16 protein-coding genes and 2 pseudogenes are annotated in these 15062 nt (G+C 69.9%); 8 read left to right on the forward strand and 10 right to left on the reverse strand.

All coding sequences use genetic code 11. The annotated features are described in order from the left end of the window. Window positions 1–23: 23 nt before the first annotated feature. The 6 genes from G6N07_RS06280 to G6N07_RS06305 all read left to right on the forward strand — a co-directional run bounded on the left by G6N07_RS06280 (window position 24) and on the right by G6N07_RS06305 (window position 5592). On the forward strand, window positions 24–980 hold the full coding sequence (locus G6N07_RS06280) for an electron transfer flavoprotein subunit alpha/FixB family protein (RefSeq protein ID WP_085188995.1): 957 nt from the start codon (window positions 24–26) through the stop codon (window positions 978–980). A gap of 256 nt (window positions 981–1236) precedes the next feature. After that, window positions 1237–2067, forward strand: a complete 831-nt coding sequence (locus tag G6N07_RS06285) for a GNAT family N-acetyltransferase (RefSeq protein ID WP_085189140.1) — start codon at window positions 1237–1239, stop codon at window positions 2065–2067. Then, complete coding sequence (locus G6N07_RS06290) at window positions 2064–2900, forward strand: lysophospholipid acyltransferase family protein (RefSeq protein WP_085188993.1); 837 nt, start codon at window positions 2064–2066, stop codon at window positions 2898–2900. The genes G6N07_RS06285 and G6N07_RS06290 overlap by 4 nt, the downstream gene beginning before the upstream one ends. 48 nt (window positions 2901–2948) lie before the next feature. Then, a complete protein-coding gene (locus G6N07_RS06295; protein WP_085188991.1) occupies window positions 2949–4142 on the forward strand; it encodes a cysteine desulfurase family protein in 1194 nt (397 codons plus the stop codon). 31 nt (window positions 4143–4173) lie between these two features. Next, window positions 4174–5253: a tRNA 2-thiouridine(34) synthase MnmA gene (mnmA, locus tag G6N07_RS06300; protein ID WP_085189138.1), complete on the forward strand. Its 1080-nt coding sequence runs from the start codon at window positions 4174–4176 to the stop codon at window positions 5251–5253. Window positions 5254–5355: 102 nt separating this feature from the next. Then, entirely contained in the window at window positions 5356–5592 is a 237-nt protein-coding gene (locus G6N07_RS06305) for a hypothetical protein (RefSeq protein WP_133055519.1), read from the forward strand. Window positions 5593–5727: 135 nt separating this feature from the next. Here G6N07_RS06305 and G6N07_RS20200 read toward each other — a convergent pair. Beyond that, window positions 5728–6225, reverse strand: a pseudogene (locus tag G6N07_RS20200) (sensor domain-containing protein). Window positions 6226–6293: 68 nt separating this feature from the next. Here G6N07_RS20200 and G6N07_RS06315 point away from each other — a divergent pair. After that, the gene (locus G6N07_RS06315; RefSeq protein ID WP_085188986.1) at window positions 6294–7304 is read left to right on the forward strand and encodes a uroporphyrinogen decarboxylase/cobalamine-independent methonine synthase family protein; all 1011 of its coding nucleotides are present in this window, start codon (window positions 6294–6296) and stop codon (window positions 7302–7304) included. Here the strand turns inward: G6N07_RS06315 and G6N07_RS20205 are convergent. From G6N07_RS20205 to G6N07_RS06325, 4 genes and pseudogenes are all read right to left on the reverse strand, one after another. Continuing rightward, the gene (locus tag G6N07_RS20205; RefSeq protein ID WP_235849623.1) at window positions 7301–7789 is read right to left on the reverse strand and encodes an AMP-binding enzyme; all 489 of its coding nucleotides are present in this window, start codon (window positions 7787–7789) and stop codon (window positions 7301–7303) included. The two genes, G6N07_RS06315 and G6N07_RS20205, sit on opposite strands and share 4 nt — an antisense overlap. A 134-nt stretch (window positions 7790–7923) precedes the next feature. Then, window positions 7924–8265: pseudogene (locus G6N07_RS20935) on the reverse strand (AMP-binding protein); the annotation flags it as partial. An 87-nt stretch (window positions 8266–8352) separates the two neighbouring features. Further along, window positions 8353–8961, reverse strand: coding sequence for an AMP-binding protein (locus G6N07_RS20940; protein WP_404822108.1), 609 nt, complete (start codon window positions 8959–8961; stop codon window positions 8353–8355). Then, window positions 8891–9286, reverse strand: coding sequence for an MmcQ/YjbR family DNA-binding protein (locus tag G6N07_RS06325; protein ID WP_235849612.1), 396 nt, complete (start codon window positions 9284–9286; stop codon window positions 8891–8893). Before G6N07_RS06325 ends, G6N07_RS20940 begins: the two co-directional genes overlap by 71 nt. A 45-nt stretch (window positions 9287–9331) precedes the next feature. Between G6N07_RS06325 and ligA the strand changes: the two genes are divergently transcribed. Continuing rightward, on the forward strand, window positions 9332–11446 hold the full coding sequence (gene ligA, locus G6N07_RS06330; RefSeq protein ID WP_085188984.1) for an NAD-dependent DNA ligase LigA: 2115 nt from the start codon (window positions 9332–9334) through the stop codon (window positions 11444–11446). Here the strand turns inward: ligA and G6N07_RS06335 are convergent. From G6N07_RS06335 to G6N07_RS06355, 5 genes are read right to left on the reverse strand one after another with little or no spacing between them, the layout of a single operon-like run. After that, on the reverse strand, window positions 11443–13005 hold the full coding sequence (locus G6N07_RS06335; protein ID WP_085188982.1) for a polyamine aminopropyltransferase: 1563 nt from the start codon (window positions 13003–13005) through the stop codon (window positions 11443–11445). The genes ligA and G6N07_RS06335 overlap by 4 nt on opposite strands. Next, the gene (locus G6N07_RS06340) at window positions 13002–13457 is read right to left on the reverse strand and encodes a DUF350 domain-containing protein (RefSeq protein ID WP_085189134.1); all 456 of its coding nucleotides are present in this window, start codon (window positions 13455–13457) and stop codon (window positions 13002–13004) included. The genes G6N07_RS06335 and G6N07_RS06340 overlap by 4 nt, the downstream gene beginning before the upstream one ends. Before the next feature lie 23 nt (window positions 13458–13480). Next, the gene (locus G6N07_RS06345) at window positions 13481–13912 is read right to left on the reverse strand and encodes a DUF4247 domain-containing protein (RefSeq protein ID WP_085189132.1); all 432 of its coding nucleotides are present in this window, start codon (window positions 13910–13912) and stop codon (window positions 13481–13483) included. Continuing rightward, window positions 13909–14421 (reverse strand): DUF2617 family protein, encoded by a 513-nt coding sequence (locus tag G6N07_RS06350; RefSeq protein WP_085188980.1) that lies wholly within the window; start codon window positions 14419–14421, stop codon window positions 13909–13911. Before G6N07_RS06350 ends, G6N07_RS06345 begins: the two co-directional genes overlap by 4 nt. Window positions 14422–14430: 9 nt before the next feature. Beyond that, window positions 14431–15039: a DUF4178 domain-containing protein gene (locus tag G6N07_RS06355; RefSeq protein ID WP_179959955.1), complete on the reverse strand. Its 609-nt coding sequence runs from the start codon at window positions 15037–15039 to the stop codon at window positions 14431–14433. Between the last annotated feature and the right edge of the window lie 23 nt (window positions 15040–15062).

A 15062-nucleotide genomic window follows, 5' to 3' on the forward strand; every position in this document is an offset into this window, starting at 1 on the left:
CTTGAGAAACGAGAGACAAACCCATGGCTGAAGTACTCGTGCTCGTCGAGCATGCAGAAGGCGCACTGAAGAAGGTCACCAGCGAACTGATCACCGCCGCCCGCGCGCTGGGTGAGCCCGCCGCCGTCGTGGTGGGTAAGCCGGGCACCGCCGAGCCGCTCGTCGACGGCCTCAAGGCCGCCGGCGCCGCCAAGATCTACGCCGCCGAATCCGAGGACGCGGAGAACTACCTCATCACCCCGCAGGTCGACGTGCTGGCCGCACTGGCCGAGGAGAACAGCCCGGCCGGTGTGCTGCTGGCGGCCTCGGCGGACGGCAAGGAGATCGCCGGCCGGTTGGCGGCCCGCATCGGGTCGGGTGTGTTGACCGACGTCATCGCCGTCCAGGAGGGCGGCAAGGCCACCCACTCGATCTTCGGTGGTGCCTACACCGTCGAGGCGGAGGTCACCGGTGAAACCCCGGTGATCACGGTGCGGGCGGGCGCGATCGACGCCGAGCCCGCCGACGGTGCCGGTGAGGTTGTCAACGTCGAGGTGCCGGCCCAGTCCGAGACCGCGACGAAGATCATCAAACGGGAACCCGCGGTGGCAGGTGACCGTCCGGAGCTCACCGAGGCGACCGTCGTCGTCTCTGGCGGTCGCGGTGTCGGCAGCGCCGAGAACTTCGGCATCGTCGAGGAACTCGCCGATGCGCTCGGCGGTGCCGTCGGCGCGTCGCGCGCGGCGGTCGACTCGGGTTACTACCCGGGTCAGTTCCAGGTCGGCCAGACGGGTAAGACCGTCTCGCCGCAGCTGTACATCGCGCTGGGCATCTCCGGTGCGATCCAGCACCGCGCCGGTATGCAGACGTCGAAGACGATCATCGCGGTGAACAAGGACGAGGAAGCGCCGATCTTCGAGATCTCTGACCTTGGCATCGTCGGTGACCTGTTCAAGGTCACCCCGCAGCTGACCGAGAAGGTCAAGGCACGCAAGGGCTGAGTCCCGGCTTCGAAACGACGCGAAGCCCCGGTGCCGGTCTGGCGTCGGGGTTTCGTGTCGGCGAAGATCAGCGGTGACGATGACAGCCTCCTTCGATGCTCTTGCCGGTCGCCGCGCCGGGCCGTGCTGAGCCCCCGCCGCCCCGCCGCTCAGACGGTCGTCCACCTCGAGGACTGACAAATTCGTCATCCAGCGTGCACCGACACGTCACCCGGTGATTGCCGTCACGCCGGACGGGCCAGCGAGCGTGCTGGCCATGAGCACTGCCGCTGTACTCATCGCCGCCGATCAACCCCGGACCGCGGACGCTCCGCGGTACTCGCTGCTGCTGACGACCGACCCCGATCTGATCACCGCCGCCCAGCGGCTACGGCATGACGTGTTCACCTCCGAACCCGGCTTCGCACTCACCGGTGCGGCCGACGGCCGGGACGCCGATCGTTTCGACGAGTTCTGCGACCACCTGCTGGTCCGCGACGACATGTCGGGGGAGTTGGTGGGCTGCTACCGGATGCTGCCGCCGTCCGGGGCCATCGCGGCGGGCGGCCTGTACACCGCCACCGAGTTCGACGTGCGGGCGCTGGACCCGCTGCGGCCGTCGCTGGTCGAGATGGGCCGCGCCGTGGTGCGTCACGACCACCGCAACGGCGGTGTGGTGCTGATCATGTGGGCCGGCATCCTGGCCTACCTGGACCGCTGCGACTACGACTACGTCACCGGCTGCGTCTCGGTCCCGGTCGCCGGCGCTATCGGTGAGCCCGCGGGCACCCAGCTGCGCGGAGTCCGAGACTTCGTGCGGCGCCGCCATGCCGCACCGGAGTGCTACACCGTGCACCCGTATCGGCCTGTCGTCATCGACGGCTCGAGTCTCGATGACATCGCTCCGCCGGCGCGGGCCACCGTGCCGCCTCTCATGCGCGGCTACCTGCGGCTGGGTGCGCAGGTCTGCGGGGAGCCTGCCCACGACCCGGACTTCGGCGTCGGCGACTTCCCGGCGTTGCTGGACAAGCGGGACGCCGACATCCGCTATCTGCGCCGGCTGAGATCGGCAGCGGCCGGCGATGTCGCGAACGGGGTGGCGTCATGACGCTGAGCTTCGAACACGCCTGGCTGCAGCGCGCCACCTGCGACGCCACTTGCCTCCACGCCGGCGCGGACCGGCCTGGACGACGGTGGTGGGTGGCGGTGCGGACCGGCGTGCGGGTCTGCGCAGCCGTGGCGTTGTTGTCCTTCGTGTGGCTGCTGGCGTTGCCGCTGCCCGGCCGGTGGCACGTGCAACGCGCGTACTGCCATCTGATGCTGCGGAGCTTCGGTGTGCGGATCGCCGTGTCGGGCGGGCCCATCCGCAACCTGCGCGGTGTCCTGGTCGTCAGCGGGCACGTGTCCTGGCTGGACATCTTCGCCATCGGCTCGGTGCTGCCCGGGTCGTTCGTCGCACGCGCGGATCTGGTCGACTGGCCGGCGCTGGGACCCGTGGTCCGGCTGATGAAGGTCATCCCGATCGACCGGGGAAGCCTGCGACGGTTGCCCGCGGTCGTGGCCGCGGTCACCGATCGGCTGCGGGCCGGCCATACTGTCGTCGCGTTCCCGGAGGGCACCACCTGGTGCGGGCTGGGCTATGGCCGCTTCCGCCCCGCGATGTTCCAGGCCGCCGTAGACGCGGGTCGTCCGGTGCAGCCGCTGCGGATGACGTACCGCCACCAGGACGGACGGTTGTCGACGGTGCCCGCGTTCGTCGGCGACGACTCCCTACTGGCCTCGGTACGGCGGGTGATCACCGCCCGCCGCACCGTCTGCCACATCGGCGTCGAATCCCTCCAACTGCCCGGCGACGACCGCCGCGACCTGGCCACCCGCTGTGAGTTGGCCGTCCGGGGCACCGCACCGGCGCCCGTGAGCACGCACGCCCTGGTCGCCTGACCCGGCGATCCAAGTGCTGGTGGCACCGGCGGCTATCCTGGACGGGCCATGACCTCGCCGAAGCCGGTCTACCTCGACCACGCCGCGACCACCCCGATGCACCCGGCAGCCATCGAGGCGATGAGGGCTGCGCAAAGCACCGTCGGCAACGCCTCGTCACTGCACGGTGCGGGCCGGTTGGCGCGCCGCCGGGTGGAGGAGGCCCGCGAGGCGCTGGCCGGGCTGCTGGGCGCGCGCCCGTCGGAGATCATCTTCTGCGGCGGCGGCACCGAAAGCGACAATCTGGCCGTCAAGGGGATCTTCTGGGCACGCCGGGACGCCGATCGGCGGCGCAACCGGATCATCACCACGGCGGTCGAGCACCACGCCGTCCTCGATGCGGTGCAGTGGCTGGTCGAGCATGAGGGCGCCGCGGTGACGTGGCTGCCGGTGCAGGCCGACGGATCGGTGACGGCCGCCGCTCTCCGCGAGGTGCTGCAGTCGTGCGACGACGTGGCGCTGGTGTCGGTCATGTGGGCCAACAACGAGGTGGGCACCGTCCAACCCATCGCAGAATTGGCCGCGGTCGCCGCAGAATTCGCTGTCCCGATGCACAGCGATGCGGTGCAGGCGGTCGGTCAGCTGCCGGTGGAGTTCGCGGCCAGCGGACTGTCGGCTATGAGCGTGACGGCGCACAAGTTCGGCGGCCCCACCGGGATCGGCGCGCTGCTTCTGCGGCGTGACACCGCCTGTGTGCCGCTGCTGCACGGTGGTGGACAGGAGCGCGACGTGCGTTCCGGCACAGCCGACGTCGCCGGTGCGGTTGCCATGGCGGCGGCGGCACGGGTGGCCGTCGACGGGCTCGACGCCCATCGCGCTCGGATATGCGCGCTGCGTGACCGGCTGATCGACGGTGTGCTGGCGACGATCGACGACGTCTCGGTCAACGGCGCCCGCGCCGACCGGCTACCCGGCAACGCCCACTTCACGTTCCGGGGGTGTGAAGGCGATTCGCTGCTGATGCTGTTGGACGCCATGGGGGTCGAGTGTTCGACCGGCTCGGCGTGCACGGCCGGGGTGGCGCAGCCGTCGCATGTGCTGATCGCGATGGGGGCCGACCCCGCCAACGCCCGCGGATCGCTGCGGCTCTCACTCGGCCACACCAGCACCGACGCCGACATCGACGCCGCGCTCGAGGTGCTGCCCGCCGCCGTCAAACGCGCGCGCCAGGCCGCGCTGGCCGCGTCCGGAGTGGTGGACTGACGATGAGCGCTTGCGCGAAGAGGGTGCGCTGATGCGGGTACTGGTCGCGATGAGCGGCGGCGTCGACTCCTCGGTCGCCGCGGCGCGGATGGTCGACGCCGGCCACGACGTCGTCGGAGTGCATCTGGCGCTGTCGGCGACCCCGGGCACACTGCGCACCGGGTCGCGCGGGTGCTGCTCCAAGGAGGACGCCGGGGATGCCCGCCGGGTCGCCGACGTGCTCGACATCCCGTTCTACGTCTGGGATTTCGCGGACAGGTTCAAAGAAGACGTGATCGACGACTTCGTCGCGTCCTATGAGCGCGGCGAGACACCGAATCCCTGTGTGCGGTGCAACGAGAAGATCAAATTCTCCGCGTTGGCCGGCCGCGCGCTGGCGCTGGGTTTCGACGCGCTGGCCACCGGTCACTACGCGCGGCTGTCCGACGGCCGCTTGCGCCGGGCGGTCGACCAGGACAAGGACCAGTCCTATGTGCTCGCGGTGCTGACCGCACAGCAGTTGCGCCACGCGGTCTTTCCGATCGGCGACACCCCCAAGGCGCAGATCCGCGAGGAGGCGGCCGCGCGCGGCCTGGCCGTCGCGGACAAGCCCGACAGCCACGACATCTGCTTCATCCCGTCGGGGGACACCCGGGCTTTCCTCGGTGCGCGGATCGGGTTGCGGCCCGGGGCGGTGGTGGACGCGGGCGGTACGAAGCTGGCCGAACACGAAGGCGTGCACGGGTTCACGATCGGGCAGCGCAAGGGTCTCGGTATCGCGGGTCCCGGCCCGGACGGACGGCCGCGCTACGTCACCGGCATCGACGCGGCGAGCGGGACGGTGCAGGTCGGTGGTGTCGAGGATCTCGACGTGTGGGGGTTGGCCGGTGAGAGCCCGGTCTTCACGTCCGGTACGGCGTTCGCCGGGCCGGTGGAGTGCCAAGTCCAGGTGCGGGCGCACGGCGGACTGGCCGATGCGGTGGCGTCGTATGAGGGCGGTGTGCTCTCGGTGGAGTTGCGTTCATCTTTGCGGGGGGTCGCGCCGGGGCAGGCGATGGTGATCTACCGGCCGGACGCCGAGGGTGACGAGGTGCTGGCCAGCGCGACGATCAGCGGGGCGGACGGGCGCTAGCTGGGTCAGGGTGCCGGATCTGCTGGCGTTGACACACCCCGCCGTCGATCACAGTCTCGGCCGTTCACTTCGCTGTCACCTGTGCCGTGCATACTTTCGCGCATGTCGACGTCTGACCCCTTGCTCCCCTCCTCCGGTGACCCGGCGGAGACCACTGTGGCGGCCGAACCAGGCTCCGGCGGCCCCCGACCGCAGTTCCCGGAGGAGCCGGATCTGATTGTCGATGATGAAACCGACGAGAGCCTCGAGGACGCTCTCGGGGACGAACGGCCGGCGTTTCGGACGCCCGCACCCGGTGCTGGGCTCTCGCCCGAGGAGCTTCGGGCCGACGAGGACTGAACACCCCCTTTCCCGCGGTATGCAGCAGCGCGCGGTGTGGCACTCAGCGGCGTCGCTGAATTGCGGAATGCGAGCTGATCGTCGGCAATGGCGTCGCGGAACAGGCATGCAGCCAGCCGCCCGGCGCACACACCCCTATCCTGGCACCTGTGCAAGGATGTTCGTCATCACGATGTCGGGCACCGATTCGGTGAACCCGCATAACGTCGCCTCGACCAGGACCACCGACTTGAGCCGGTAGTCCCGCCCGCAAGCGACCCGGCCGGGTCTGCACCGCATCCGCCGCGGCCGTCCACTCGCCGATGTACGGCGGTCCGTATGCACTTGTGCCGCAGCCGTCGACCTGGGCGACCAGCCCGTCGAACGCCCGACGCGCGGCCGGCGCATCGCGATAGCCGGCGGCGCCCTGCGAGATCAAGCCACCGTCCGGCGGGTTCTGGAGTCGGGATGATCGTCAGATCCTCGCCCGCTCCTGTGATGGCCTGCATCTGCGCCGGCTCGAGCAGCACGGTGTCGACGTCGACGGGGGAGCGGGGGTCCTCGTCAATTCCGGGCACCGACCGGACCGCGGTGCCGCCGACCACCGACACACACCTGGGCTGTCAGGAGGGCCGCAGCGACCGCCGTCAGCACCCTGGCAGTGCGGTTGTCGCCGTCCCCTTCCCGAAGAGCAGCCGAACCCGTCGCATACTGTGCACCGGGTGAGTGTTTACGCCGCCGCGACCGGCATCGGATCCTGGCCAGGAGACAACCCCCGCCAAGCCGCCGAAGTCGTGGTCGGCGAATTGCACACCCTGCCCCACCTGGTCGAACTGCCGTCGCGCGGCGTGGGCGCCGACATGATCGGGCGCGCAGGAGCGCTGCTGGTCGACATCGGCATCGACATCGTGCCGCGCGGCTACCGCATCGCCGCCGGCCGCAGCTCCGCCATGCGCCGCGCCAAGAGCCTGCTCGACGAGGACGTCGACGCACTCGAGGAGGCCTGGGAGAAGGCCGGCCTGCGCGGAAGCGGCCGCACCGTCAAGGTGCAGGCACCGGGCCCGATCACGCTGGCCGCCGAACTCGAACTGCCCGGCGGGCATCGCGCGCTCACCGACCGTGGCGCCGTCCGCGATCTGGCGGGGTCCCTGGCCGAGGGCATGGCCGTGCACCGGGCCGAGGTGGCGCGCCGCCTCGACACCCCCGTCGTCGTGCAGTTCGACGAGCCGCTGCTGCCCGCCGCGCTGGCCGGCCGGCTCACCGGGGTGACCGCCTTCACCCCGGTGCACCCCGTCGACGAAGCGATGGCCGCCCAACTGCTCGACGGGTGCGCCACCCGCGTCGGCGGCGAGGTCGCCCTGCACTGCTGCGCGGTCGGTCTGCCATGGAAGTTGTTGCAACGCAGCCGGGTACCGGCGGTCGCGGTGGACACCGGCACACTCACCGCCGAAGACCTCGACGGCATCGGCGAATTCGTGGAGTCCGGTCGCACGGTGCTACTCGGCGTCGTCCCGGGCACCGCACCGGCCGCACGCCCGTCAGTCGAACAAGTGGCCGGCAACGCGGTGTCGCTCACCGACCGCCTCGGTTTCCCCCGCGCGGTGCTTCGCGAGCGCATCGGTGTGACGCCGGCGTGCGGGCTGGCCACCGCCACGCCGGAGTGGGCCCGCATGGCCGTCGAACTCACCCAGAGGACCGCCGACGCATTCGCCGAGGACCCCGACGCCCTCTAGCTGTTCTCTGCGTCCACGGCGATGAACGTCGAGAGGGCACGCCGTGTACGCAGAGTCACGCCCTGGCGGCGCAGCTCTTTTCGTAGGATCTTGCCCGACGCCGACTTCGGTATCGCGTCGATGAACTCCACCTTGCGCACCTTCTTGTACGGCGCGACCTGACCGGCGACGAACTCGATCACCTGCGCCTCGGTCAACGACGCACCGGGCTGGCGCACCACGAAGGCCTTGGGCACCTCCTCGCCAGATTCGGTGTCGACGACGCCGATCACTGCCGCGTCGGCGATCGCATCGTGGCTGAGCAACACCGCCTCCAGTTCGGCCGGCGGCACCTGGTAGCCCTTGTACTTGATCAGCTCCTTGAGCCGGTCGACGATGTAGACGCAGCCCTGCGCGTCCACCGGGGCGAGGTCGCCGGTGTGCAGCCAACCGTCCTCGTCGATGGTCTCGCGGGTGGCCTCGTCGTTGTTGAGGTAACCGGCCATCACGTTCGGTCCGCGGAACGGTACCAACGAATCTCACGCCACCGTCGAACGGCGTGACATGGCTGACCGGGCTCAGCTCGCTCATCCCGTAGCCCTGCACCACCGCACAGCCCAGCCGCTCCGCGACGGCGTAGCCTAGATCCGCGTCGAGCGGTGCCGCCCCGGACATAATCCCCTGCAGCGAGGGAAGGGTCGTACTCGTCGATCAGCGGGTGCTTGGCCAGCGCCACGGCCACCGGCGGCGCGATGAACGCGTACGTGCACTTATGCTCGGCGATATTGGTCAGGAACCCGGTGAGGCCGAAGCTGGGCATGATCACCAGCGCGGCCCGGGCGTGCAGGGCGGCGTTGAGCAAAACCGTCATCCCGTAGATGTGGAAGAACGGCAGCACCGCAAGGATCCGGTCGTCGGCGGTCATGCCCTGTATGGGCCGGATCTGGGCGACGTTGGCGACCAGGTTGCCGTGGGTCAGCATGACGCCCTTGGGGTTGCCGGTCGTGCCCGAGCTGTACGGCAGCACCGGCCAGGTGGGTGCCCGGATCGAAGGTCACCTCTGGGGGCGTCAACCCCGGGCCGAGCAGGTCGGCGGCGTTGGGGTGCCCGTCGGCGGCTGCGCCGGGCCCGTCGAGCACGACCACCCGGTCGTCGGGGAGCCCGACGGCGGCCGCACCTCGGCGGCCTGGGCCAGCAGCGGGCTGACGGTGACGAGCATCGTGGCCCGCGACTCGGCCAGCTGTTTGGTGACGTCCTTTCCGGTGAAGAGCGCGTTGATCGTGGTGGCTGTCGCGCCGGCGCGCAGGATGCCGTGGAAGGCGATCGCGAACGCCGAACTGTTCTGCGCGAGGAGGCCGACCACGTCGCCAACGCCGACTCCGCGGTCGGCGAGCGCACCGGCGAAGGCCTCGATGCGGGCGACCATCTCGCCGTAGGTCATCTGATCGCCGGAGCGGGTGTCGATCAGGGCGACCCGCTCGGCGTCGGTGTCACCGAGATGGCTGAACAGGTAGTCGTAGACGCTGGTCGTCGGAACCTGGACGGCGCGGTAAGGGCTGGCGAAACTCGTCGTGTCCCGATCGAACCATAAGCGGCACTCCGAGCGGTCAGAGTCCGTCGAGTTGCTTGACCAACCGGCGTGGCGCGACCAAGCGGAACGAGGCGTCGACGAGTTCACGAACCTCGTCCCAGTCCACGTCGGCCCGGTCGAAGTCGAGTCCGAGCCAGCCCGACGGTCCCAGGTAGCCGGGCAGGAAGAACCGGTCGTCGGCTTGGAGCGCCGAGCGGTCGGAAGCGTCGACCTTGACCAGCACGCAGTGCGACACGGCGGTCATCTCCCCGGTCTCCCTGGTGCTGCCGCCGTACATCGCGAACATCTTCGGGACGAAGAAGCACGGCCGCCCGTGTGAGACCTTCTCGTAGGCCTCCGAATAGCCGAGCGCGATCGCCCTGAGCTCGGCGAGCCAGGGATCGTCGTCGCAGAACATGATCGGATGTGGCACAACGCCAGGCTAAATCGTGTCGGCGCAGCGCGATAGCCTTCGGGGGTGAGCTCCAAAGACGCCGAGGCAGCGCTGGCCGAACAGGCCGAGGACGCCCTCGATGCCGACCTGCGCCGCGAATGGCAGGAGCTGGCCGACGAAGTGCGCGAGCACCAGTTTCGCTATTACGTGCGCGATTCGCCGATCATCACCGACGCCGAGTTCGATGCCTTGCTGCGCCGGCTGCAGACGCTCGAAGACCAGCATCCCGAGCTGCGCACACCCGACTCGCCCAGCCAGCTGGTCGGCGGCGCCGGATTCGCCACCGACTTCACACCCGCCGAACACCTCGAGCCGATGTTGAGTCTGGACAACGTCTTCGACCCCGACGAACTCGCCGCCTGGGCCGAGCGCCTCAAGAGCGAGATCGGTGCCGACCCCCACTACCTGTGCGAGCTCAAGATCGACGGCGTGGCGCTAGCGCTCGTGTACCGCGACGGCAAGCTCACCCGAGCCGCCACCCGCGGCGACGGTCGCACCGGGGAGGACGTCACGCTCAACGCGCGCACCATCTCCGACATCCCCGAACGGCTCACCCCCTCCGATGAGTTCCCGGTGCCCAGAGTGCTCGAGGTGCGCGGTGAGGTGTTCTTCCGGGTCGCCGATTTCGCGGAGCTCAACGCGGGGCTCGTCGCCGAGGGCAAGGCGCCGTTCGCCAACCCCCGCAACAGCGCCGCCGGGTCGCTGCGGCAGAAGAATCCCGCAGTCACCGCTCGGCGCAAGCTGCACATGATCTGCCACGGCCTCGGCCGGGTAACGAGTCCTGCGGGGTTCGGGTTCGCATCGCTGCACGACGCGTACCGGGCGCTCAAACAGTGGGGCCTGCCGGTTTCCGAGCACACCACCCGGGTGCAGGGGCTCGACGCGGTGACCGAGCGGATCGCGTACTGGGGCGAGCACCGCCACGACGTCGAATACGAGATCGACGGTGTGGTCGTCAAGGTCGACGAGTTCTCGCTGCAGCGCCGGCTGGGCTCGACGTCGCGGGCCCCGCGCTGGGCCGTGGCCTACAAGTATCCGCCGGAAGAGGCGCAGACCAAGCTGCTCGACATCGGGGTCAACGTGGGCCGAACCGGCCGCGTCACGCCGTTCGCCTACATGGAGCCGGTAAAGGTGGCCGGTTCCACCGTCGGATTGGCGACGTTGCACAACGCGTCGGAGGTCAAGCGTAAGGGCGTGCTCATCGGCGACACCGTGGTGATCCGCAAGGCCGGTGACGTCATCCCCGAAGTCCTCGGTCCGGTGGTCGATCTGCGCGACGGCTCTGAGCGCGAGTTTGTGATGCCGACGCACTGCCCGGAGTGCGGCACCGAACTGGCGCCCGCCAAGGAGGGCGACGCCGACATCCGCTGCCCGAACTCGCGCAGCTGTCCGGCGCAGTTGCGGGAGCGGGTGTTCCACGTCGCCGGCCGCGGCGCATTCGACATCGAGGGCCTCGGCTACGAGGCGGGCATCGCTCTCCTGCAGGCCGGGGTGCTCACCGACGAGGGCGACCTGTTCACGCTCACCGAGGACGACCTGCTGCGCACCGAACTGTTCACCACCAAAGGTGGCATGGTGTCGGCCAACGGCAGGCGACTGCTTTCCAACCTCGGCAAGGCCAAGGCCCAGCCGCTGTGGCGGGTGCTGGTGGCGCTGTCCATCCGCCACGTCGGCCCGACGGCGGCGCGGGCGCTGGCCACCGAGTTCGGCAGCCTCGACGCGATCATCGAGGCGTCCGAAGAGCAACTCGCCGCGGTTGAGGGTGTCGGCCCGACCATCGCCGCCGCGGTCAAGGAGTGGTTCACCGTCGACTGGCACTGCGCGATCGTCGAGAAGTGGCGCGCGGCGGGGGTGCGGATGGCCGACGAACGGGACACCGGCATCCCCCGTACGCTGGAGGGCCTTTCGATCGTCGTCACCGGGTCGCTCACGGGGTTCTCGCGGGACGAGGCCAAGGAGGCGATCATCGCCCGCGGCGGCAAGGCCGCGGGGTCGGTGTCGAAGAAGACGGATTATGTCGTTGCCGGTGATGCCCCCGGATCCAAGTACGACAAGGCGACCGAACTGGGCGTGCCGGTCCTCGACGAGAACGGCTTCCGACGGCTGCTGGAGCACGGGCCGCAGGAGCTGGCGGACTAGCGGTAACCCTTGCGGATGTCGTCGACGATCCGCGGATGCTCAAGTGTCGAGGGCTCCAACTGCCGACGCGCGACGTCGGCGGAGAACACCGTCGCGGCGTCGAGCACCTCCTGGTTCAGGAACCGCAGCCGCGCACCGACATCGGGCACGGTGGGCACCGGGGGCGTCGAGCCCCGTCGGGCCAGCGCGAAACCCCAGTCGCCGAACGTCGGCACGTGCACGTGGTAAGGGGTGACGGCGAAGCCCGCCGACTCGATCGTCGACACGGTGCGCCAGAACGCCGTCGGCGTCGAGTAGGGGCTGCCGGCCTGCACCACCATCAGCCGGCCGGGCGCCAGCGCGCGGGTGACGAGCGTGTAGAACTCCGTCGAGTAGAGCCGGCCCAACACCGGGTTGTCGGGGTCGGGCAGGTCGACGATCACCGCGTCGAACGTCCGGTCGACGGTGCGCAGCCAGGTCATCGCGTCGTCGATGACCACGGTCACGCGCGGGTCGTCGAGGGCGCCACGGTTGGCGTCCTGCAGTGTCGTGCGGGCCAGGTCGATCACGGCCGGGTCGAGTTCCACCTGGGTGATCTCACTGATCTGGCTGTGGCGCAACAACTCACGCGCTGCCAGTCCGTCGCCGCCGCCGAGGATCAGCGCTGAGCGGGCGCCCTGCGCGAGAGCGGGGTAGACCAGGCTCTCGGTGTAGCGGAACTCGTCGCGGGTGGAGAATTGCAGACCGCCGTCGAGGTAGAGGCGCATGTCGTCCGCGCGTCTGGTGACGACGATCTCCTGGTACGGCGAACGGACGAACGCCACGATGGGATCGATGTAGAGCCGCTGGCGCGTGGTGGTCTCGACGTCGTCGGCGCGAATCAGCAGCGTCACCAACGACATCAGCGCGGCGGCCAGCACCCCGAGGGCGACGCCCAGCTGCCGTGCGGACAGGATGTGGCGCAGCAGGAACACCGCCACCACCGCGGCCGCGACCAGGTTGATTACGCCGGTGGCCGCGGCGCCACGGATCATCCCGAGGTGGGGCAGCAACACGAACGGCCAGAGCAGCCCGCCGACGAGCGCACCGAAATAGTCGGCGGCATTGAGGTTGGCCAACGCCCGGCCGCTGTCCGCGGCACCGGCGGTGTGTCCACGCTGCAGCAGCGTCATCAGCAGCGGAACCTCGGCGCCGACGAGGCCGCCGATCAGCGCGGTGCCCACCACCAGAACCCACGTCGACCCGCCGATGAACGAGAACGTGACGTACAGGGCAGCGGCGGAAAGGCCACCGATGACCCCGAGGAGCGTCTCTACGGCGACGAACGTGAGTGCGGCGCGACCCAGCAGAGGTTTGACGGCCAGCGCGCCAGCCCCCAGCGCTGCCACGTACCCCGCAACGATCAGCGACGTCGCGACGATGCCGCCGCCGTGCATGCTCGACGACAGGGTCAGCAGTGCCAGTTCGTACACCAGCCCGCAGGCCGCGCACGCGGCGACGGCGGCCAGCAGAACCGCCCGCCAACGGGTCGACGGCCGATCGTTCGCCGGATCCGCCGACGCGCGTTCCGCCGTGGTCATGACAGCGCGGCGGCGTTCACTCCTCCCACCGCCAGCAGCACGACCGCGGTCGCGATCGCCGAGGGATGCAGGCGGTCGGCTTCGATCAGGTCGCGGAAGCGTCCCGGCACGGCCACCTCGAGCACCACCAGCGCCACGCCCTGGAGTAGGACACCGACGATGCCGTAGACGGCGGCGTCGACCAGACCCTGACCGAGTTCGTTGGAGCTGGCGATGATCGCGGAGACGACCACGATGGCCACCGCCGCGTACATCCCGGCGGCGACCGCCACGGCGTTGGGTCGGTACTCGACGAACACCAGGTGGCGTAGGTTGCCGGGCGTCAGCAGGTCCATCAGCCCGAACCCGGCCGCCAGCACCAGCGCGCCGACCACGAAATACAGGGTCGCCGCCACCACGTTCTGGGCCAGGCTCTCACCGCTGATGGTGCCGAATTCGACGGCCAGGTACATCGGATCCTCCTTCGTGGGAAATGTCATTTCGAACCGCCGGGACCGCCCGGGCTGCCACCCGACCCACCCGACGGTGAGCCGGGGAAGAAGCCGGGCCCGAGGAAGATGAATCCGCCGGAGCTGTAGCGGGCCCCGAGCTCCTCGACGCGGATGGCGCAGGGGCGCGCGCCGTCCGGCCCGACGATGACGATCTCGTCGTCGTAGCGCAGGTACGTCGATCCGCGATCGGTCGTGCGGGCTTCGGGTGGGACCTGCGCGGCGAGTTCGTCGGCCACCGCGCTCGGCGACCCACTGCAGGTGTAGTTGGTTCCGTCGGTGTCGCCGGCGTACCGCGAGTAATTGGTGGCGACGTGGTCGCGGACGTTGCCGCCCAACATCGACATCCCGAGCAGCAGGCAGACGACACCGCCGACGGCGAGGGCGCCGGAGAGGGTGAACAGTCCGGTGCGGGTCACGGGTGCCACCGGCTGATGGTGTGCACGGCCGTGCCGCCAGGGACACCGGGGCCGCCGGGATAGAGATGACAGGTCCGCCACCGCCAGCCCGGGCCGTCGGGGCGCGCCTGCAGGACGGTCAGCGCGGCGTCGTCGCCGGGAAAGCGGCCACCGAGGGTGTTGCGGTCGGTCAGGCAGCGCTCGTACAGCCGTGCCGCCAACTGCCCGAATCCTGTTGCATCGCAAACTCGTGTTTCAGAGTCGAATCGGTAGCCGGGGCCGTCGTGGCGGCCGGGCAGCGCGCCGCCGTGCGGATGGACTGAACACGAGACTTCCTCGCTGAAACGGCCGGCGGGGTGCTCGACGGTGACGACGTGCGAGGCGCCGAGCACACCGAGGACCAGCGCGCCGCCGCGGCGGTGCGACAGCCGGATGCTGACCAGCGGTGAGGCGGCGGGCCCGTTGAGGGCTAGTCCAAGCGCGGCGCCGTCGACGTCGGCGGGCGCCACGGCGAGTTGGTGGAACGGCAAGGCGCTGCCCTAGGAGCCGGCCGGGGGAGCCGGATAGACGGTGAGCTCGCCGGCGCGCACCGTGCGTCCGATCGAGATCTCCCAGGGCATCTCGGGTGCCCAGCGCTCGAATCCCAGCAGGGTTTCACCGGTGTTGTTCGCGTAGTCGACGAACTCCATGTCGCCGGCCGGCGGCAGGCCCGTGGTGCCCTCGGTGGTGTAGGAGGCGTGGCCGTGCTCGGTTTGGACGAACCCGATCCCATCGACGACGTGTGAACCGCCCGGCTGCAGTTGCAGATCCGGGCGGCGGGTCCACATCGCCAGTTCGAGGCGCCCTTCGTCCTCCTCGACGCTGAACCAGACGGGCTCGTCACCGCCCTCGAGCAGGTGCTCCCACCAGACGAACGGGCCCTGGCGCAGGGTCACCGAACCCCGTACCACCAGGTCGACGCCGCCGTAGCTGACGATCGCGCCGGGGCCCAGCTGGCGGGGTCCGAACTCCTGCGGCATCGAGAACCGCAGCGGATCAGTGCGTTGGGGAGTCGGCTTCGGCCTCTTGGAGCGCTGCAACGCCAGCACGAGCACGATGACGGCGCCGGCGAACAGCGCAATGGCCAGCACGATCAGGAACGTTCCCACGCAGAGCCTTCCGGACGGCGGAG

Source organism: Mycolicibacterium doricum, from assembly GCF_010728155.1.
In the GTDB taxonomy this organism is placed as follows: domain Bacteria; phylum Actinomycetota; class Actinomycetes; order Mycobacteriales; family Mycobacteriaceae; genus Mycobacterium; species Mycobacterium doricum.